The following is a 19,761-nucleotide window of genomic DNA, read 5'->3' as shown; positions in this document are numbered from 1 at the left end:
CCGGCTACTCCCACTCGATGGTGCCCGGGGGCTTGCTGGTCACGTCCAGCACCACCCGGTTGACCTCGGGCACCTCGTTGGTGATCCGGGTCGAGATCCGCTCGACGACGTCGTACGGCAGGCGGGACCAGTCGGCGGTCATCGCGTCCTCGCTGGAGACCGGCCGCAGCACCACCGGGTGCCCGTAGGTCCGGCCGTCGCCCTGGACCCCCACGCTGCGCACGTCGGCCAGCAGCACCACCGGGAACTGCCACACGCCGCGGTCCAGCCCGGCCGCGGACAACTCCTCGCGGGCGATCAGGTCGGCCGCCCGCAGCACCGCCAGCCGCTCCCGGTCCACCGCACCGATGATCCGGATGGCCAGGCCGGGCCCGGGGAACGGGTGCCGCCAGATCATCGCCTCGGGCAGCCCCAGCGCCAGGCCGAGCGTGCGGACCTCGTCCTTGAACAGCGTCCGCAACGGCTCCACCAGCGAGAACTGGAGATCCTCCGGCAGCCCGCCGACGTTGTGGTGGGACTTGATGTTGGCCGTGCCGGTGCCGCCGCCGGACTCCACCACGTCCGGGTAGAGGGTGCCCTGGACCAGGAACTCGACGTCCGCCTCGGCGGCGACCTCGCGGGCCGCGGCCTCGAACACCCGGATGAACTCCCGGCCGATGATCTTGCGCTTGAGTTCCGGGTCGGTGACGCCGGCCAGCGCACCGAGGAACCGGTCCGCGGCGTCGACCACCTTGAGCTTGATGCCGGTGGCCGCGACGTAGTCCTTCTCCACCTGCTCGGCCTCACCGGCCCGCAGCAGCCCGTGGTCGACGAAGACACAGGTGAGCTGGTCACCGACCGCCTCGTGCACCAGTGCGGCGGCCACCGCCGAGTCCACCCCGCCGGAGAGGCCGCAGATGACCTCCTTGTCGCCGACCTGGGCGCGGATCGCCGCCACCTGCTCGTCGATGATGTTGCTGGGCGTCCAGGTGGGCTCGATGCCGGCGATGTCGTACAGGAAACGCTCCAACATCCGCTGACCCTGCTCGGTGTGCCCCACCTCCGGGTGGAACTGCACACCCGCCCGGCGACCGGCGACGTCCTCGAACGCGGCGACGGGAGCGCCGGCGGACCGGGCGGTCACGGTGAACCCGGCCGGCGGCTCGGTCACCGAGTCGCCGTGGCTCATCCAGACCGGCAGCTCGGCCGGCAGATCCGCCAGCAGGACCGACGCCTCGGCACCGATCCGCAGCGGGGTGCCGCCGTACTCCCGGGTGCCGGTGCGCGCCACCGTGCCGCCGAGCGCCCGGGCCATCGCCTGGAAGCCGTAGCAGATGCCGAAGACCGGCACGCCCGCGGTGAACATGCCGGCGTCGACCTGCGGCGCACCCGGCTCGTAGACGCTGGACGGGCCGCCGGACAGGATGATCGCGGCCGGGTCCCGGGCCAGCATCTCGGCCACCGGCATCGAGTGCGGGACGATCTCCGAATAGACCCTGGCCTCCCGCACCCGGCGGGCGATCAACTGGGCGTACTGGGCTCCGAAATCGACCACGAGGACCGGACGCGGGGTGCTCATGACGGGTAAGCCTACCGACAGTCACCCCCGCGCCGGTCGGCGGTCGCGGGCGTGTCCGGGACGCCTACCGACGCTCCCGCGACGACCCCGGGATGCGCAGCGCGGCGGGGGCGTGCGGCGGGACGGCCGGGTCGCGCGGCGGCACCGGGGACAGCCGGACGTAGCCGGCACCGAGCGCCGGACGGGGGTCCGGCTCGCCCTTGCAGGGCCAGAACGCCATCGCCCGTTCGGCCTGCGCCGTGATGGTCAGCGAGGGGTTCACCCCGAGGTTCGCCGACACCGCGGCCCCGTCGACGACGTGCAGCCCGGGATGCCCGAAAACCCGGTGGTACGGGTCGACCACGCCCCGGTCCGGGTCGGCGCCGATCGCCGCCCCGCCCAGGATGTGCGCGGTCATCGGGATGTTGAACGGCTCGGTCACCGCCCCGCCCGGGGTACCGCCGATCTCCTCGGCGAGCAGCCGGGCGGCGGAGTTGCCGGCCGGGATCCAGGTCGGGTTCGGCGCGCCGTGGCCCTGGCTGGCGGCCAACCGACGCCCGCCCAGCCAGCCGCGCCGGTAGGAGGTGGTCAGCGAGTTGTCCGCCGACTGCATCACCAGGGCGATCACCGTACGGCTGGACCAGTCCCGTACCGACAGCATCCGCAGCGCCAGGCCCGGCTGGCGCAGCATGCCGGCCAACCAGCGGCGGACCCGGTGCGGGCCGCCGTCGACCAGCAGCGACTGCAGCAGCCCCATCAGGTTCGAACCGCGGCCGTAGCGGACCGGTTCGACGTGCGTCTGCCGGTCCGGGTGGAAGCTGCTGGTGATCGCCACCCCGTCGGTGAAGTCCAGCCCCCGGGTCCGGGCCTCGGCGCGGGACACCGAGGCGCCGAGGATGGCCTCCGAGTTGGTCCGGGTCAGCGCGCCGAGCCGGGCGGACAGGCGCGGCAGCGCGCCGGTGGCCCGCATCTCGTGCAGCAGCCGCTGGGTGCCGAGCGCGCCGGCGGCGAAGACCACCTGGTCGGCCTGGATGCTCCGGCGCCGCCGGGCCGGCCAGGCACCGGTACGGACGGTCTCCACCCGGTAGCCGGCACCGTCCGGCTCGGGCCGCACCGCGGTGACCGTGGTCATCGGCAGCACCTGCGCGCCCTGCCGCTCGGCCAGCCACAGGTAGTTCTTGACCAGGGTGTTCTTCGCGCCGTGCCGGCAGCCGGTCATGCAGGCGCCGCAGTGCAGGCAGCCGGTGCGGTCCGGCCCGACCCCGCCGAAGTACGGGTCGGCCACCACCTCACCCGGCCGGCCGAGGTGCACCCCGACCGGGGTGGGACGGAAGGTGTCGCCCACCCCCATCCGGTCGGCCACCGCCCGCATCGCCCGGTCCGCGCCGGTGTGCACCGGGTACGTGGTGACCCCGAGCATCCGCTTGGCCTGGTCGTAGTGCGGCGCCAGCTCGGCCCGCCAGTCGGTGATGTCCCGCCACTGTGGATCGTCGTAGAACGCGTCCAGCGGCTCGTAGAGGGTGTTGGCGTAGACCAGCGAGCCACCGCCCACCCCGGCGCCGGAGAGCACCAGCACCTTCGCCGGGGCGCCGCCGGCCCGGCGACCGGCCGACCGCAGCAGGGTGATCCGCTGGATCCCGTAGCAGCCGAGCCGCGGCGCCCACAGGAAGCGCCGGGTCTGCCAGGAGGTCTCCGGGAACTCGTCGTCGGCGAACCGCCGCCCCGCCTCGACGACGGCGACCGAGTAGCCCTTCTCCGCCAGCCGCAACGCGGCCACGCTGCCCCCGAACCCGGACCCGACGACCACCACGTCATACCTCACGCAACCCATCATTACCCACCGGTAGCAACCCCACCAGCCCCCAACCACCCCACCCCCATCCCCCGGGTTGATCATGAAGTTGTTGTCGCGACACGCCGGGCGAGGTGACAACAACTTCATGATCAACAAGCCCTCTCCCGGGGGCGGGGGCGGGACCGGGGGTCAGCGGGCGGGTATGGCGGGGGCGGAGGTGCCGGAGAGCCAGGCGGTGAAGAGCGACCGCAGCGACGTGCCGGAGACCCGCTCGGCCACCGCGATCAGGTCGTCGGTGGTGGCGTTGCCGTCCCGCTTCTCCGCCGTCCAGGTCTTGAGGATCCGGAAGAACGCGTCGTCGCCGACGGCCAGCCGCAACGCGTGCACGACCAGCGCGCCGCGCTTGTAGACGGCCGTGCCGAACAGGTTCTCCCGACCCGGGTCGACGGCCGGCTTCGACCAGTCGGTCGCGGCGTACTGGGCGTCGAAGCTCTCCCGGACCGAACGACCGCCGGTGTGCTCCTCCCACAGCCACTCCGCGTAGCTGGCGAACCCCTCGTTCAGCCAGATGTCACTCCACCGGGCAATCGAGACGCTGTCGCCGAACCACTGGTGGGCCAGCTCGTGGGCGACCACCGAGGTGTTCGCGTCGCCGCGAAAGAAGGCGTTGCCGTAGACCGGCCGGGACTGGGTCTCCAGGGCGAACCGGAACCGGTCATCGTTGATCACGATCCCGCCGTACGAGCCGAACGGGTACGGCCCGAACCGGGTGGCCAGGAAGTCGACGATCTCCCCCGTCCGGGCCACCGAGACGTCGGCCGCGCCGCCCTCCGGCAGGCTGGCCGCGACGGCGGTGACCATCGGCTTGCCGTCATGGGTGCCGGTCTTCACCCGGTAGTCACCGATCACCACGGTGCTCAGGTAACTGGCCATCGGGTTCTTCTCCGACCAGAGCCAGGTGGTCCAGCCCGCCTCGGCCGGGCGGGTGCCGCCGGGCACCCCGTTGGTCAGCGCGGCGAGCCCGGTCGGCACGGTGATCTCGTAGTCGTAGCTGGCCTTGTCCAGCGGGTGGTCGTTGACCGGGAACCAGGTGCTGGCCGACTCGGGCTGGCCCAGCGCGATCGCGCCGTCCGTCGTGCTGACGAAGCCGTTCGCCCCCAGCCGCGGACTCTCGAACGGCTTCGGGACCCCCTCGTAGACCACCTCGACGGTGAACCGGCTGCCGTTGGCCAGCCCCTTCGCCGGGGTGATCACCAGCTCCGCACCGTCCCGCCGCTGCTGCGCCGGCGCGTCGTCGACGCGTACCGCGGAGACCGTCAGGCCGGACAGGTCCAGGTCGAACCGGGACAGGTCACCGGTCGCGGTGGCGGTGATCAACGCGGTGCCCGACAACCGGTCGGTGGCCGGGTCGTACCGCACCTTCAGCCGGTAGTTGGCCACGTCGTAGCCGCCGTTGCCGTAGGTCGGGAAGTACGAGTCGCCGATGCCGGTCGCGCCGGGCGGGAACCCGCCGCTGTCCGGGGCGGCCGGGGCGGGGGTGTCCCGGTCGCCGGTGCACCCCGCCACCGCCAGCACCGCCACCAGTGCGGCACCACCCACCGCCCGCCGCCAAGCCGCCATGGTCCGTTTCCTCCCGAGCCTCACCACCTGCGACCCTAAGCGTCCCCGGCGTCGACCGCGTCACGATCGACGCCGGGGACGCCCGGACGGGAACGCCGATCAGCGGTCGAGCACGAGCCCCACCTTCTGGAACTCCTTCAGGTCGCGGTAGCCGCACTTGGCCATCGCCCGGCGCAGCCCGCCGAACAGGTTCAGCAGGCCGTCGGGCTGGTCGGCCGGACCGTACAGCAGCTTCTCCATGGTGCCGAGCGAACCGTTGGCCGCGCCGAACGCGCCCCGCGGCAACGACGGGTGGCTGGCGGCCGAGTGCCACCACGCGCCGGACGCCGGCGCCTCGTCGCAGAGCGACAGCGGCTCGCCGAGCATCACCGCGTCGGCCCCGCACCCCAGCGCCTTGGCGATGTCGCCCGAGGTACGCAGGTCACCGTCGGCGATCAGGTGGACGTACCGGCCGCCGGTCTCGTCCAGGTAGTCGCGGCGGGCGGCCGCCGCGTCGGCGATCGCGGTGGCCATCGGCACCCGGATGCCGAGCACCGACTCGGTGGTCGACCACTCGTCACCGCCGACGCCGACGATGACGCCGGCCGCCCCGGTGCGCATCAGGTGCAGCGCGGTCTTGTAGTCCGTGCAGCCGCCGGCCACCACCGGCAGGTCGAGGTCGGCGATGAACTCCTTGAGGTTGAGCGGCTCGTCGGTGGTCGAGACGTGCTCGGCCGACACGAGGGTGCCCTGGATGACCAGGATGTCGACCCCGGCGTCCAGGATCACCGGGGCCAGTCCGAGGGTGTGCTGCGGCGAGACCCGGACGGCCACCGTGCCGCCGGCCTCCCGCATCTGCCGGACCCGCTCGGCGATCAGCTCCGGCCGGATCGGCTCGGCGTAGACCTCCTGCAGCCGCTTCGTCGGGGCGCCGTCCTCGGCCAGCCCGGCCAGCTCCTCGAAGATCTTGCTCGGGTCCTCGTACCGGGTCCACAGCCCTTCCACGTTGAGCACGCCCAGGCCGCCCAGCTGGCCGAGCCGGCCGGCCGAGGTCGGGCTCATGGTGGCGTCCGACGGGTGCCCCAGGCAGGGGATCCGGAACTGGTACGCGTCGAGCTGCCAGGCCGTCGACACGTCGTCCACGTCCCGGGTACGGCGGCTGGGCACGATCGCGATGTCGTCCAGGTGGTAGCCGCGCTGGGCGGTCTTACCCTGCCCGATCTCGACCACGTCACGCATGGAGGTTCTCCAATGTAGAAGGGGTTGGCGCGGTCAGCGGGTGTGGTAGTTGGGTGCCTCGACGGTCATCTGGATGTCGTGCGGGTGGCTCTCCTTCAGGCCCGCCGCGGTGATCCGGATGAGCTGCCCCCGCCGGTGCAGCTCGGGGATGGTCTCCGCGCCGGCGTACCCCATGGCCAGCCGCAACCCGCCGACCAGCTGGTGAGCGACCTGGGACAGCGGCCCACGGTACGGCACCTGGCCCTCGACGCCCTCCGGCACCAGCTTCTCGTCGTTGAGCACGTCCTGCTGGAAGTAGCGGTCCTTGGAGTACGACCGGGCCTGCCCGCGCGACTGCATCGCGCCCAGCGAACCCATCCCGCGGTACGTCTTGAACTGCTTGCCGTTGATGAACAGCAACTCGCCGGGGCTCTCCTCGCAGCCGGCCAGCAGACCGCCGAGCATCACCGAGTCGGCGCCGGCGACCAGCGCCTTGGCGATGTCGCCGGAGTACTGGATGCCGCCGTCGCCGATCACCGGGACGCCGGTCGGGCGGCACGCCCGGGCCGCCTCCATGATGGCGGTGATCTGCGGGACCCCGACCCCGGCGACGATCCGGGTGGTGCAGATGGCGCCCGGCCCGACCCCGACCTTCACCCCGTCGGCGCCGGCCTCGACCATGGCCCGCGCGCCGGCGTACGTCGCGACGTTGCCGCCCACGATGTCGATCGAGGTGTCCTTCTTCAGCGCGGCCACCATGTCCAGCACGGCCCGCTGGTGCCCGTGCGAGGTGTCCACGATCAGCACGTCCACCCCGGCGTCCACCAACCCCCGGGCCCGCTTGTAGGCGTCCTCGCCGACGCCCACGGCGGCGGCCACCCGCAGCCGGCCCGCGTCGTCCTTGGTGGCGTCCGGGAACTGCTCGGTCTTGGTGAAGTCCTTGACGGTGATCAGCCCGCGCAGCCGGCCGGACTCGTCGACCAGCGGCAGCTTCTCCACCTTGTGCCGGCGCAGCAGGGCGAGCGCGTCGGGCTTGCTCACCCCGACCGGGGCGGTGACCAGCGGCATCCGGGTCATGATCTGGCTGACCGGGGTGGCCGGGTCGGAGACGAACCGCATGTCGCGGTTGGTCACGATGCCGACCAGGGCGCCGTCGGCGCCGACCACCGGTACGCCGGAGATGCGGAACCGGGCGCACAGCGCATCGACGTGTCCCAGGGTGTCCTCCGGGCTGGCCGTCACCGGGTTGGTGATCATGCCGGACTCGGACCGCTTGACCAGGTCGACCTGGGCCGCCTGGTCCTCGGCCGACAGGTTGCGGTGCAGGACGCCGATGCCGCCCTGGCGGGCCATCGCGATCGCCATCCGGGCCTCGGTCACCGTGTCCATCGCGCTGGACACCAGCGGCATGGTGAGGGTGATGTTGCGGCTCAACCGGGTGACCGTGTTGACCCGGCTGGGAATCACGTCGGACTCGCCGGGTTGCAGCAGCACGTCGTCGAAGGTCAACCCGAGCGGCACCATCCGGGCCGATCCGGCGGGAAGCTCGGGCAGATGCCCGCCGAGCTGGTCGGTGTCCGCGCCTGCCGGAAAATCGGTGGTGGGTGAATTGTCCACGAATTATCCCCTGAGCTGGTTGGCCGGGCTGGTTTGGTGGGAGGCATCGACGGGTCACCGGCCCGCGGGCCGGCGGCGCGATGTTTCATCGTACCCAGTGACCTGCGCCGCCCGGACAAGCGGCGGCCCTCACCGCCGGTCCCGCGCCGCGGTGGCCCGGATTCGCCGGGAGAACGAATCCGGGCACCGTGTCCGGCGAGGCCGGGTAGGCACGCGAGCGCGGATTGCGACTACGGTGGAGGGGTGCAAGACGAGCCCATCGACCCGTTCAACGGCGACCCCGCCGACCCGGCGGCCAGCCTGGACGATCCGGTCGAGGATCCCCAGCTCGACCCGCTGACCGAGGCCGAGCGGCAGGACGTGCTCGAAGACCTCGCCGACCTGGAGATCTACCAGGTGCTGCTCGCGCCGACCGGGATCCGTGGCCTGGTCATCGAGTGCGAGGACTGCCGGGAGCCACACTACTTCGACTGGGATCTGCTGCGCGGCAACCTGCGGCATCTGCTGTCCTCCGGCCGCCCCCGGGTGCACGAGCCCGCCTACGACCCGGACCTGGACAACTACGTGACCTGGGAGTACGCGCGCGGCTACGCCGACGGCGTGCACGACACGCTGAGCGAGGACGACGACAAGGACGACTGAGCCGGGACCGGGAGGCCCGGTCGGGTGGTCAGGCGACCAGGCCGGCGCGGAACCCGGCGGCCACGGCGTGTGCCCGGTCCCGGGCGCCGAGCTTGCGGAACAGCCGGCGGGCGTGGGTCTTCACGGTGTCCTCCGAGACGTACAGCTCCCGGCCGATCTCCGCGTTGCTCTTGCCGTCGGCCATGCCCAACAGCACCTGCATCTCCCGCTCGGTCAGGCTGACCCGACGGGCCGGACCGGTCGCGCCGCGCGGGTGGCCGTTGCCGCCCGCCGGTTCACCCCGGCGCGGTGCGCCGTACCGGGCCTCGGGGGCGACGTTGGCCCGTGGGTCGGTCGTACCGGTGGACGGCTGGTCGGTGTCGCCCGGTCCGCGCTCGGTCCCGGTGTCCTGGATCGGGGCACCGTCCTCGCCGCGCTGCACCGGCACCATGGCCGGACCGCCGGGCTCGCCCGGCGTGGCGGCGGCGCCCGGGGCGCCGGGGACGACTCCGGCCGAGCCGTCGACGGGCCGGCGGACCGGCGGACCGGCGGCCCCCGCACCGGCGGCCGGCGCGACCGGGCCGGGGCGGGACGCGCCGGCGGCCGCGCCACCGAACCGGTCGGCACCCGGCCGGGCACGCCCGACCTCGGCCGGCAGCGGCGCCCCGGTGGACCCGCCGCTGCCCGGCAGCCGCGGGCCGCGGGCCGGCCGGCCCGGCGCGCTGAGCAGCAGCATCGCCTTCGCCACGGCGCTGACCAGATCGTTTTCACCCTGGATCAGGCCCCGGGCACCGGCGGCGATGGCCGCGGCGGCCACGCCGGGTTCCTCCGGGCCGAACAGGAGCACCGCGGCGCCGGGCGAGCGGGCCAGCACACGCCGGGTGAACCCGACGCTGTCCGGACGGGTCAGAGCGGTGTCGGCCAGGATGACGTCCGCCGGCCGCTCGGCCAGCCGGAGCATCACCTCAGGATCGGACACCGCGGTCCGCACGACCGGGGCCAGTCCGAGCCGGGCCGCGGCGGACGCGACGTTCTGCGCCGCGAGCGGGGTCCGCACACACACCAGGACAGTACGCACGTCAGCCTCCTCTCCCCAGTGAGGAGAACACGAGACGGTGTGATCATGGCGAGTTTCCGGCCGAAGAATGTCAAAGTTTTTGACGCATCCGCCATGACGTGCCGCTTTGGGGGTCGAGCGGCGACCTGGACGGTCCGTGCCCACCTGGCCGGTCGGGTACTGATCGGAATCGGGCAGACCCGCCCCGGTGACCATCGGGACGAAAGTTCAGTTCCGAGGCGACGTTTTCGATCAGAGACGTGTGAGTCGACCGGACGTGGGGTATCGCCTGGGGCAGGTCGGAACGGCGGACCGCGCGGCCCCCGTCGGACACCGACCGGCAGTGTCACCGGTCAACGCGGTGCCGCGCGGAAGGAGGGGTGCTGATGTCGAACGTGAGCAGGCTGCCCGGACCCATCGTCGATCTGTGGGAATGGCAGCGGCTCGGCGCCTGCCGGGGCCGGGACAGCGCGCAGTTCTTCCACCCGGACGGCGAACGGGGCTCGTCCCGCAACCGTCGGGAGGCCAACGCCAAGGCCGTCTGCTTCACCTGCCCGGTCCGGGCCGAATGCGCCGCGCACGCCCTGGCCGTCCGCGAACCGTACGGGGTGTGGGGCGGGTTCAGCGAGTCCGAGCGGCTGCGACTGCTCGCGGTGGGCTGGGAGGACCTGGCCGACCGCCGCCGCTACCGGGTGGACCTGGCCCGCCTGGAGGCCCGCCTGGGCCGCCCCCACAAATCCACCGTCCCCCCCGCCCAACGAAAGATCCCCGTCCCCCAACCCTGACCCCCTTTTGTGGGTTGATCATGAAGTTGTTGTCACCCGCATCGGCGTGTCGCGACAACAACTTCATGATCGACAAGGCTAGGGCCGGGTGGTCGGTGGGTCAGGTGATCGTGACGCGAACGGTGTGGTGGCCGGTGGCGCCGTCGGGGGCGACGTCGGTGCGGTGTTCGGGTTGGGTGTCGCCGGTGGCGTCGGTGGCGCGGACCTGGAGGGTGTGCTCGCCGGGGGTGGCCGGCCAGCGCCAGGACCACTGCACCCAGGTGTCGATCGACACCGTCGGGGCGAGCGTGGCCGGCTGCCAGGGGCCGCCGTCGACGCGTACCTCCACGGCGCGGATGCCGCGGTGCTGCGCCCAGGCCACCCCGGCCACCGTGACCGGTCCGGCGGTCAGCCCGCCGCGCCCGCGCGGGGTGTCGATCCGGGACTGCGTCTTGATCGGCCCGCGCGCCGACCAGCCACGCGGCACCCAGTACGCGTCGAAGTCGGCGAAGCTGGTCAGCTCCAGTTCGACCACCCACTTGCAGGCCGAGACGTAGCCGTACAGGCCGGGCACCACCATCCGGACCGGGAAGCCGTGCTCGATCGGCAGCGGTTCGCCGTTCATCCCGACGGCGAGCAGGGCGTCCCGGCCGTCGCGGAGCACGGCGGTCGGCGTACCGCAGGTCCAGCCGTCCGACGACCGGCCGACCACCTGGTCCGCCCCGTCCAGCGGCTGCGCCTCGTCGAGCAGGTCGGCGATCCGGACGCCCAGCCACCGGGCGTTGCCGATCAGGTCTCCGCCGACCTCGTTGGAGACGCAGGCGAGGGTGACGTCCCGCTCGACCAGCGGCCGGGCCAGCAGGTCGGCGTAGCTCAGCGTGATCGGTCGGCGTACCCGACCATGGATCCGCAACCGCCAGGTGTCCGGATCGACCTGGGGTACGACCAGCGCGGTGTCGATCCGGTAGAACCCGGCGTTCGGTGTCGTGTACGGGGCCAACCGGGGCAGCGACAGGTCGGCCCCGACCGGCACCGGCGGGGCCGGGCTGGCCGGGGCCGGCAGCCGCACCGCCGCCCGTGCCTGCGCCACCCCTCGCCGGGCGGACAGCCAGCGACCGCCCAGGCCGGCCAGCGTGCCGACGCCGACCGCGCCGGCCACCCCGCCGAGGAACCGCCGCCGCTGCTCCCGCCACTCGTCCCCGTCCCGCGCGGCGGCGGCCCGGTCGACGGCATCATCGCCCTGGCCGGCGACGGTGTGATCGGTCCGGTCGACGGTGGGGGCGGGTGGTTCCAGCGGGCCGGCGACGAGCAACCAGAGCACTGCGGCCCCGAGCAGGCCGCCGACCAGTGACGGTGCGGCGGCGGCCGGACCGGCTCCGGCCCGAGTCAGCGCGGCGGCCACCCCGACGACGGCGAACAGGGCGATCCCGGCCAGCCCCACCGGCAGCCGACGGACCGCCAGCGCACCGAACCCGGCGGCGAACGCGGCGAGCAGCACCGCCGTGCCGACCAGCAGGGCGAGCTTGTCGTGCACGCCGAACACGTCGATGGCGAACTGCTTCACCGGACCGGGTACGTGGTCCACCACCACCCCGTCGACCGCCACCAGTGGCGCCGACCGGGAGCCGGTCACCACGGCGACCAGTTCGGCGGACCCGATGGCGGTGGTGGCGGCGGCGATGCCGGCCAGCGCGCCGAACCGACCCGACTTCCGGCTTGCCGACTGTGTGGTCACCGGATCAGTCTCGACGATCACCACCGGCCACCGATAGGGACGTCAGCGTTCCGTAACCTGCGCGGGAGAAGGCCGGCCGATCCATGATCCGGAAGAGTTCTGCCGGTCAGAGCGAGCAGAACTCTTCCGGATCATGGAAATCCCGGGACGGGAGACACGTCGGGGCGCGGCCACCGTGGTGGCCGCGCCCCGAGCTACCGGAAGACCGGCGGGTGGGTCAGAAGCCCGGCCCGTGCTGGTGGCCGTGGCCGTGGCCGTGACCACCGGCGGCGGCCGGCTCGGGCTGCGCCGGCTTCTCCACGACCAGGCTCTCCGTGGTCAGCAGGAGGCCGGCGATCGACGCGGCGTTGACGACCGCGTTGCGGGTCACCTTCACCGGGTCGACGATGCCGGACTTGGCCAGCTCGACGTAGTCGGCGCGGGCCGCGTCCAGGCCGGTGCCCCAGTCGCTCGCGGCGACCTTCTGGACCACCACGTAGCCGTCGTGGCCGGCGTTCTGAGCGATCCACCGCAGCGGCTCGACCAGCGCCTTGCGGACGATCGACACGCCCACCTTCTCGTCGCCGGTCAGGCCCAGGTCGCCGTCGAGCGCGGCGGCGATCTGCACCAGGGCGGCACCGCCACCGGGCACGATGCCCTCCTCGACGGCGGCCTTGGTGGCGGCGATCGCGTCCTCGATGCGGTGCTTGCGCTCCTTCATCTCGACCTCGGTCGCCGCCCCGGCCTTGATGACCGCGATTCCACCGGACAGCTTCGCCAGCCGCTCGGCCAGCTTCTCCTTGTCCCAGTCGGAGTCCGACGCCTCGATCTCCTTGCGGATCTGCGCGATCCGGTCGGCGACCTCGGTGTCCTTGCCGCGACCGTCGACGACGGTGGTGTTCTCCTTGTCCACCACCACCCGACGGGCGCCGCCCAGCGACTCCAGGCCGACCGCGTCGAGCTTGTAGCCCAGCTCGGGGGCGATCAGCTCGGCACCGGTCAGGATCGCCATGTCCTGCAGCATCGCCTTGCGCCGGTCGCCGAAGCCGGGTGCCTTGACCGCGCAGACCTTGAGGGTCTTACGGATCGAGTTGACCACGAGCGTGGACAGCGCCTGGCCCTCGACGTCCTCGGCGATGATCAGCAGCGACTTGCCGCTGCCCAGGACCTTCTCCAGCAGCGGCAGCAGCTCCTCGATCGAGGAGATCTTCTGGGTGGTGATCAGGATCAGCGGGTCTTCGAGGACCGCCTCCTGCGCCTCCAGATCGGTGACGAAGTTCGGCGAGATGAAGCCCTTGTCGAACTGCAGGCCCTCGGTGACCTCCAGCTCGGTGGCGAGGGTGGAGCCCTCCTCGACGGTGATCACACCGTCCCGGCCGACCTTCTCCATCGCCTCGGCGATCAGCTCGCCGATGGTGGCGTCCTGCGCGGAGATCGTCGCGACGTGCGCGACGGACTCCTTGCTGTCGATGTCGACCGCCTTGCCGAGCAGCGCCTCGGAGACCTTCGCGGCCGCCGCGTCGATGCCCCGCTTGAGGCCGGTCGGGTTGGCGCCGGCGGCCACGTTCCGCAGACCCTCGCGGATCATGGCCTGGGCCAGCACGGTGGCGGTGGTGGTCCCGTCGCCGGCGACGTCGTTGGTCTTGGTCGCCACCTCCTTGACCAGCTGCGCACCGAGGTTCTCGTACGGGTTGGTGAGCTCGATCTCCTTGGCGATGGTCACGCCATCGTTGGTGATCGTCGGCGCACCGAATTTCTTGTCCAGGACGACGTTGCGCCCGCGCGGGCCGAGGGTGACCTTGACCGTGTCAGCCAGGGCGTTGACACCGTGCTCCAGCAGGTGTCGGGCGTCGTCCGAGAAGCTCAGGATCTTCGCCATCAATGTCCCTTCAAGGCGATACAGCCCCGGCCCGGCGAGCCGGTCCGGGGCTGCGTCACTGATTCAGTTGGTTACTTCTCGATGACCGCGAGGACGTCGCGGGCGGAGAGCACCAGGTACTCCTCGCCGGCGTACTTGACCTCGGTGCCGCCGTACTTCGAGTAGATGACGGTGTCGCCGACGTTGACGTCAACCGGGATCCGGTTGCCGGAGTCGTCGACGCGCCCCGGGCCGACAGCGAGGACGGTGCCCTCCTGCGGCTTCTCCTTGGCGGTGTCGGGGATCACGATGCCCGACGCCGTGGTGGTCTCAGCCTCGTTCGCCTGGACCAGGATCCGGTCCTCGAGCGGCTTGATCGCAACCTTGGTCGCGGTAGTCACGGGCATACCCTCCTGGGGTACTTGGTTTCTGTACCGGCCGGCAAGCCGGCCAGTGTCGATCTGCCTCATGCCACCGGGCGGATCCGTCGTCGCGGGTGCCGGTCCGCCTGGCGTTCAACCCCCGGGCCGGGGCCCGGACGCTGGCACCCTCAGGGCGAGAGTGCTAACCGCAGATTAGGCCGCAACTAGCACTCCGTCAAGGAGAGTGCCAATCCGGCGCGTGGATTCCGCCGGTGGGGGCGCCCGCCGTCGACCGGACCGGCCGGGGGAACAATGGCCGGGTGGACCTGGACCAGTTCGCCGCGCTGCGTACCCCCGCGGGAGCGAGCGCGCTCGCGGCGGCGGCCGAGCTGGCCGGCGGCGACCCGCTGGCCGCGGCCGCCGCGCTGCGCTCGGCCGGGGTGCCCGGCGACCTCGCGGCCGGCGCGCTGACCCAGGCCGAACTCCGGCGCCGGGCGGTCGGCAAGTTCGGCCCGGTCGCGGCCCGAATGTTCTTCACCCGGGCCGGCCTGGAGCAGGCCACCCGGTCGGTGGTCGCCGACCGGCGCGCGGCCCGGCTGCGCGCCGCCGGCGTCCGGAGCCTGGCCGACCTCGGCTGCGGCCTGGGCGCCGACGGCCTGGCCGCCGCCCGCGCCGGCATCCGGGTGTACGGCGTGGAGGCCGACCCGGTCACCGCCGCCGTGGCCGCCGCCAACGCCGAGGCCACCGGGCTGGCCGACCGGTTCACCGTCGAGTACGGCGACGCGACGGCGTTCGACGTGTCCCGGGTCGACGCGGCGTTCTGCGATCCGGCCCGGCGCGGCGGGACCGGTCGACGGGTGTTCGACCCGGCCGCGTACTCGCCGCCCTGGGACTTCGTGACCGGGTTGGCCGCCCGGGTGCCGCGTACCGTGGTCAAGGTGGCGCCGGGGATCGACCACGCCCTGATCCCGACCGGCGCCGAGGCCGAGTGGGTCAGCGTCGCCGGCGACCTGGTCGAGGCCGCCCTGTGGTGCGGCCCGCTGGCCGACCGCCCGCGCCGCGCCACCCTGCTGGCCGCCACCGGCGGCCGGGTCGGTCCGCCGGCCGGCCACCCGCCGCACACCGCGTCGCCGGCCCGTGCCCCGGCCCCGGCCGGCGGACCGGGCAGCCCGCCGTCCGGCGGGCATCAGCTCACCGGGGACGGCACGGCCGACGCGCCGGTCGGGCCGCCGGGCCGGTTCGTGTACGACCCGGACGGCGCGGTGGTCCGGGCCCGCCTGGTCGCCGAGTTCGCCGCCACGGTGGAGGGCCGGCTGGCCGACCCGAGCATCGCCTACGTGTACGCCGACCGCTACACGTCGACCCCGTTCGGGCGCTGCCTGGAGATCACCGACGTGCTGCCGTTCTCGCTCAAGCGGTTGCGCGCCCTGCTGCGCGAGCGCGGGGTGGGTCGGGTGGAGATCCTCAAGCGCGGCTCGGCGCTGGAACCGGAGAAGCTGCGCCGGGACCTGCGGCTGTCCGGGCCCGCACCGGCCAGCCTGGTGCTGACCCGGGTGGCCGGAGCACCCACCGTCCTGGTCGGCCGGCCGGCGGAGGATCCGGCCGGCTGAGCGGGCGGATAGGTTGCCGGGTATGGCAGCGCAGGGGACGCCGGCGACGGTACTGCTGACGAAGCGGCGGATCGGGTACACCACGCACCGGTACGACGTTCCGGCCGGCGTGCCGCACTACGGCGCCGAGGTGGCCGCCGCGCTGGGCGTACCGCCGGAACGGCTGTTCAAATCCCTGGTCGTCGAGGTGGACGGGACGCTGGCCGTGGCGGTCGTACCGGTCAGCGCGGAACTGGACCTCAAGGCGCTGGCCGCGGCCCTGGGCGGCAAGCGCGCGGCGCTGGCGGACCGGGCGGTGGCCGAGCGGGCCACCGGCTACGTCCGCGGCGGGATCAGCCCGCTGGGCCAACGCCGACGGCTGCCGACGGTGGTGGACTCGTCCGCGCTTGACTTCCCCACCGTCTACGTCTCGGCCGGCCGGCGGGGCCTTCAACTCGAACTCGCCCCGGCGGATCTCGTCCACCTCACCGACGCGACCACCTCTCCCCTCGCCACCACCTGACCCGCGCCCCCGGGCCAGGTTCGGGCGGGTGGAAACGGACAGTGGCGGGCGGATGTCCGGCGCGTTGCCCAATTGTTATCGCCGACAACAAACTCGCCACCTCGGCGGTCTTGTGCGCCGAGCCGGGCGACGAATACGTTGCCGGGCACAACAAAAGAAAAAAATCACCCCACCCCCGAAAGGACCCGTGCAATGCGCAGAGGGATCCTCACCATCGCCGCGGCGGGCCTGCTCGTCACGGGCGGCCTGAGCGCCTGCGGCAACGATTCCGGCGACAAGGGCGGCGACAGCAAGAAGACGCCGAAGATCGGCGTGATCCTGCCGGACAGCAAGTCCTCCCCCCGCTGGGAGACCGCCGACCGCAAGTACCTGGAGGCGGCGTTCAAGGCCGCCGGCGTCCAGTACGACATCCAGAACGCCAACAACGACAAGACGCAGTTCACCACCATCGCCGACCAGATGATCACCAACGGGGTCACCGCCCTGATGATCGTCAACCTGGACTCCGGCACCGGCAAGGCCGTGCTGGACAAGGCCAAGTCGCAGGGTGTGGCCACCATCGACTACGACCGCCTCACCCTCGGCGGTTCGGCCCAGTACTACGTCAGCTTCGACAACGTGCAGGTCGGCAAGCTGCAGGGCGAGGGCCTGGTGAAGTGCCTGACCGACCAGGGCATCAAGAACCCGGTGGTCGCCGAGCTGAACGGCTCACCGACCGACAACAACGCCACCCTGTTCAAGCAGGGCTACGACTCGGTGCTCCAGCCGAAGTTCGACGCCAAGGAGTACGTCAAGGGCCCGGACCAGTCCATCCCCGACTGGGACCCGGCCACGGCCGGCACCACGTTCGAGCAGATGATGACCCAGACCGGCGGCAAGATCAACGGCGTGCTGGCGGCCAACGACTCGCTCGGCAACGCGGCCATCTCGATCCTGAAGAAGAACAAGCTCAACGGCAAGGTGCCGGTGACCGGGCAGGACGCCGGCGCGCAGGGCCTGCAGAACGTCCTCGCCGGTGACCAGTGCATGACCGTCTACAAGGCGATCAAGCTGGAGGCCGACGCCGCGGCCGACCTGGCGATCAGCCTGGCCAAGGGCGAGAAGAAGGACACCGGGCAGACGGTCAAGGACCCGGAGGGCAACCGGGACGTCCCGTCGGTGCTGCTCACCCCGAAGGCGATCACCAAGGAGAACGTCAAGGACGTGGTCGCCGACGGTTACGTCACCAAGGAGGAACTCTGCAAGGGCTCCTTCGCCGAGCTGTGCACCAAGGCCGGCATCAGCTGACCAGGGGCTAACTGCCGAGGCCGGTTCCGGGTAACCGCCGACGCGCACGCCGCCCGGTACGGCGCACCATCGCCGTACCGGGCGGCGTCGCCGCCGGGTGGGAGCCCCGCCGGGCACCCGCGAGAAGGAGATACCAGTGTCCGCCACCCCCCTGTTGGAACTGCGCGGGATCGACAAGAGTTTCGGTCCCGTACAGGTTCTGCGCGACGTCGCCCTCTCCGCCTATCCCGGTGAGGTGACCGCGCTCGTCGGCGACAACGGCGCCGGCAAGTCCACCCTGGTCAAGTGCATCAGCGGCATCTACCCGACCGACCGCGGCGAGTTCTTCTTCGACGGTCGGCCGATCACCATCCACAGCCCGCGGGACGCCGCCACGCACGGCATCGAGGTCGTCTACCAGGACCTGGCGCTCTGCGACAACCTGGACATCGTGCAGAACATGTTCCTCGGCCGGGAACGCCGCCGGGGCGTGGTGCTCGACGAACCGACAATGGAACAGATGGCCGCCGAGACGCTGGCCGGACTGAGCGTACGGACCGTGAAGTCGCTGCGGCAGCACGTCTCCAGCCTCTCCGGCGGCCAGCGACAGACGGTGGCCATCGCCAAGGCCGTGCTGTGGAACAGCAAGCTGGTCATCCTGGACGAGCCGACCGCCGCGCTCGGCGTCGCGCAGACCGCGCAGGTGCTCGAACTGGTCCGCCGGTTGGCCGACAACGGCCTGTCGGTCATCCTCATCTCGCACAACATGAACGACGTCTTCGCCGTCTCCGACCGGATCGCCGCGCTGTACCTCGGCCGGATGGTCGCCCAGGTGAAGACCACCGACATCACCCACGCCCAGGTGGTCGAGCTGATCACCGCCGGCCGGTCCGGTTCGCTCGGCCTCGACGTCGACCCACAGAACGGCCAGACCGGCACCGACCCCGTCGAGACCGATCCGGGAGCAGTCCGATGACCACCACAGCCGTACGCGAGGAGGGCCCGGCGGCCGTCACCCCGGCGCCCACGGTCGGCAGCCACGTGCGCAACTACTGGTCCCGGGTACGCGGCGGCGACCTGGGTTCGCTGCCGGCCGTACTCGGTCTCATCGTGCTCTGCGCGGTGTTCACCACCGTCCGGCCGGTGTTCTTCTCGGAACGCAACTTCGCGAACCTGTTCACCCAGGGCGCCGCGGTCACCGTGATCGCGATGGGTCTGGTCTTCGTGCTGCTGCTCGGCGAGATCGACCTGTCCGCCGGCTTCGCCAGCGGGGTCTGCGCGGCCATCCTGGCCAACGTCGCCACCGTGCTCGGCCTGCCCTGGTACGTGGCGGCCCTGGCGGCGATCGGCACCGGCGTGCTGATCGGTTTCGTGCTGGGCTTCCTGGTGGCCAAGGTCGGTATCCCGTCCTTCGTGGTCACGCTGGCCGGCTTCCTGGCCTTCCAGGGCGTGGTGCTGCTGCTGATGAAGGAGGGCACCAACATCTCGATCGAGGACGACGTCCTGGTCGCGATCGAGAACGGCAAGATCCCACCGGCGATCGGCTGGCTGATCTGCGCGCTGGCGGTCGCCGGTTACGCCGCCGTGCAGCTGCTGCGGTACCGCAACCGCGTCCGTCGCGGGCTGGTCGCCGACCCGATCGCCGTGGTGGTGGCCCGGATCGCCGTCCTCGCGCTCGTCCTCGGCATCGCGGTGTACGTGCTCAACCGGGAGCGCAGCATCAACGCGCTGATCACGTCGGACAAGGGCATGCCGATCGTCGTACCGGTGATCGCGGTACTGCTGGTGTTCTGGACCTTCGTCCTGCAGCGGACCACCTACGGCCGGCACCTGTACGCGGTGGGCGGCAACCGGGAGGCCGCGCGCCGGGCCGGTATCCCGGTCGACCGGATCCGCATCTCGGCCTTCGTGATCTGCTCCGGGATGGCGGCCGTCGGCGGCATCGTGGCCGCCAGCCAGGCCCGTTCCGTCGACCCGAACACCGGCGGCAGCAACGTGCTGCTCTACGCTGTCGGCGCGGCCGTCATCGGCGGGACCAGCCTCTTCGGCGGCAAGGGCCGGGTCATCGACGCGGTGCTCGGCGGTGCCGTGGTGGCGGTCATCATCAACGGGATGGGGCTGCTGAACTACAGCTCCGGGGTCAAGTACATCGTCACCGGCGTGGTGCTGCTGCTCGCCGCCGGCGTCGACGCGCTGTCCCGGCGGCGGGCCGCCGCGACGGGCGCCCGCTGAGCGGGTCCC

At 72.2% G+C, this 19,761-nt stretch carries 16 protein-coding genes; 7 read left to right on the top strand and 9 right to left on the bottom strand.

Annotation, left to right across the window (positions count from 1 at the left end):
• Positions 1–4: 4 nt before the first annotated feature.
• The 5 genes from guaA to guaB all read right to left on the bottom strand — a co-directional run bounded on the left by guaA (position 5) and on the right by guaB (position 7,766).
• Complete coding sequence (gene guaA / locus ACFOX0_RS02980) at positions 5–1,558, bottom strand: glutamine-hydrolyzing GMP synthase (RefSeq protein ID WP_377541826.1); 1,554 nt, start codon at positions 1,556–1,558, stop codon at positions 5–7.
• Between the two features lie 64 nt (positions 1,559–1,622).
• Positions 1,623–3,359: an FAD-dependent oxidoreductase gene (locus tag ACFOX0_RS02975; protein ID WP_377541825.1), complete on the bottom strand. Its 1,737-nt coding sequence runs from the start codon at positions 3,357–3,359 to the stop codon at positions 1,623–1,625.
• Positions 3,360–3,521: 162 nt separating this feature from the next.
• A complete protein-coding gene (locus tag ACFOX0_RS02970) occupies positions 3,522–4,952 on the bottom strand; it encodes a M1 family metallopeptidase (protein WP_377541824.1) in 1,431 nt (476 codons plus the stop codon).
• Between the two features lie 99 nt (positions 4,953–5,051).
• Positions 5,052–6,170: a GuaB3 family IMP dehydrogenase-related protein gene (locus ACFOX0_RS02965; protein WP_377541823.1), complete on the bottom strand. Its 1,119-nt coding sequence runs from the start codon at positions 6,168–6,170 to the stop codon at positions 5,052–5,054.
• Between the two features lie 33 nt (positions 6,171–6,203).
• The gene (guaB, locus tag ACFOX0_RS02960; RefSeq protein WP_377541822.1) at positions 6,204–7,766 is read right to left on the bottom strand and encodes an IMP dehydrogenase; all 1,563 of its coding nucleotides are present in this window, start codon (positions 7,764–7,766) and stop codon (positions 6,204–6,206) included.
• 243 nt (positions 7,767–8,009) lie between these two features.
• On the opposite strand from guaB, the gene ACFOX0_RS02955 reads away from it, so the two are divergent.
• Positions 8,010–8,408, top strand: a complete 399-nt coding sequence (locus tag ACFOX0_RS02955) for a DUF5319 domain-containing protein (protein ID WP_377541821.1) — start codon at positions 8,010–8,012, stop codon at positions 8,406–8,408.
• Positions 8,409–8,436: 28 nt separating this feature from the next.
• Here ACFOX0_RS02955 and ACFOX0_RS02950 read toward each other — a convergent pair whose 3' ends face one another.
• On the bottom strand, positions 8,437–9,465 hold the full coding sequence (locus ACFOX0_RS02950; protein WP_377541819.1) for a LuxR C-terminal-related transcriptional regulator: 1,029 nt from the start codon (positions 9,463–9,465) through the stop codon (positions 8,437–8,439).
• 365 nt (positions 9,466–9,830) lie between these two features.
• On the opposite strand from ACFOX0_RS02950, the gene ACFOX0_RS02945 reads away from it, so the two are divergent.
• Positions 9,831–10,229, top strand: coding sequence for a WhiB family transcriptional regulator (locus tag ACFOX0_RS02945; protein WP_377541818.1), 399 nt, complete (start codon positions 9,831–9,833; stop codon positions 10,227–10,229).
• A gap of 100 nt (positions 10,230–10,329) precedes the next feature.
• Here the strand turns inward: ACFOX0_RS02945 and ACFOX0_RS02940 are convergent, their stop codons facing one another.
• The 3 genes from ACFOX0_RS02940 to groES all read right to left on the bottom strand — a co-directional run bounded on the left by ACFOX0_RS02940 (position 10,330) and on the right by groES (position 14,187).
• Complete coding sequence (locus ACFOX0_RS02940; RefSeq protein ID WP_377541817.1) at positions 10,330–11,943, bottom strand: molybdopterin-dependent oxidoreductase; 1,614 nt, start codon at positions 11,941–11,943, stop codon at positions 10,330–10,332.
• Between the two features lie 217 nt (positions 11,944–12,160).
• Complete coding sequence (gene groL, locus ACFOX0_RS02935) at positions 12,161–13,801, bottom strand: chaperonin GroEL (protein WP_377541816.1); 1,641 nt, start codon at positions 13,799–13,801, stop codon at positions 12,161–12,163.
• A 71-nt stretch (positions 13,802–13,872) separates the two neighbouring features.
• Positions 13,873–14,187, bottom strand: a complete 315-nt coding sequence (gene groES, locus ACFOX0_RS02930; protein ID WP_377541895.1) for a co-chaperone GroES — start codon at positions 14,185–14,187, stop codon at positions 13,873–13,875.
• A 275-nt stretch (positions 14,188–14,462) separates the two neighbouring features.
• On the opposite strand from groES, the gene ACFOX0_RS02925 reads away from it, so the two are divergent.
• From ACFOX0_RS02925 to ACFOX0_RS02905, 5 genes are all read left to right on the top strand, one after another.
• Positions 14,463–15,752: a class I SAM-dependent methyltransferase gene (locus tag ACFOX0_RS02925; RefSeq protein WP_377541815.1), complete on the top strand. Its 1,290-nt coding sequence runs from the start codon at positions 14,463–14,465 to the stop codon at positions 15,750–15,752.
• Between the two features lie 22 nt (positions 15,753–15,774).
• Complete coding sequence (gene ybaK / locus ACFOX0_RS02920) at positions 15,775–16,254, top strand: Cys-tRNA(Pro) deacylase (RefSeq protein WP_377541814.1); 480 nt, start codon at positions 15,775–15,777, stop codon at positions 16,252–16,254.
• A 192-nt stretch (positions 16,255–16,446) separates the two neighbouring features.
• Positions 16,447–17,541 carry a sugar ABC transporter substrate-binding protein gene (locus tag ACFOX0_RS02915; protein WP_377541813.1) on the top strand — a complete coding sequence of 365 codons (1,095 nt, stop codon included), beginning with the start codon at positions 16,447–16,449 and terminating at the stop codon, positions 17,539–17,541.
• Between the two features lie 136 nt (positions 17,542–17,677).
• Positions 17,678–18,496 carry an ATP-binding cassette domain-containing protein gene (locus tag ACFOX0_RS02910; protein ID WP_377541812.1) on the top strand — a complete coding sequence of 273 codons (819 nt, stop codon included), beginning with the start codon at positions 17,678–17,680 and terminating at the stop codon, positions 18,494–18,496.
• Complete coding sequence (locus ACFOX0_RS02905) at positions 18,493–19,752, top strand: sugar ABC transporter permease (protein WP_377541811.1); 1,260 nt, start codon at positions 18,493–18,495, stop codon at positions 19,750–19,752. The genes ACFOX0_RS02910 and ACFOX0_RS02905 overlap by 4 nt, the downstream gene beginning before the upstream one ends.
• Positions 19,753–19,761 lie beyond the last annotated feature (9 nt).

Origin of the sequence: Micromonospora zhanjiangensis (genome assembly GCF_042650605.1) — a bacterium.
In the GTDB taxonomy this organism is placed as follows: Bacteria; Actinomycetota; Actinomycetes; order Mycobacteriales; family Micromonosporaceae; genus Micromonospora_J; species Micromonospora_J zhanjiangensis.
This window is presented reverse-complemented; position numbering and strand designations above follow the sequence as displayed.